General features: G+C 38.1%; 1 pseudogene. It reads left to right on the top strand.

Annotated features, from left to right (window positions below):
• Window positions 1-2: 2 nt before the first annotated feature.
• Window positions 3-362 (top strand): annotated as a pseudogene (locus GSM_RS13665) (transposase); the annotation flags it as partial.

Here is a 362-nt window from a genome sequence, read left to right as displayed (position 1 = left end):
GCATTATTAAAATACACACCGAGGAAAAGAGATCAGTTCGTTCTCTCTCAGAAGAATATGCAGTGTCTCCTGCATCAATTCATAACTGGATTAAAGATGCAAAATCAGTTGAACTTGATGATGGAACTGAAGTTACTTCTAAAGAATTTAAAAAATTACAAAAAGAGAACCAACGTCTCGAGGAGGAATTGGAGATTTTAAAAGCTGCGGCGGTGTTACTGGGAAAGCGTTAGGGCGAGTTAAAACTCTTGCTTTCATTAAGATTCAGTTACCCTATCACCGCCTATCCTTAATACTCTCAACTTTAAGATTAGCTCGTAGCACCTATTACCATTGGTTGAACTATCAACCTAGTCAACACG

Source organism: Liquorilactobacillus mali KCTC 3596 = DSM 20444 (assembly GCF_000260415.1).
Classification (GTDB): Bacteria; Bacillota; Bacilli; order Lactobacillales; family Lactobacillaceae; genus Liquorilactobacillus; species Liquorilactobacillus mali.
This window is presented reverse-complemented; position numbering and strand designations above follow the sequence as displayed.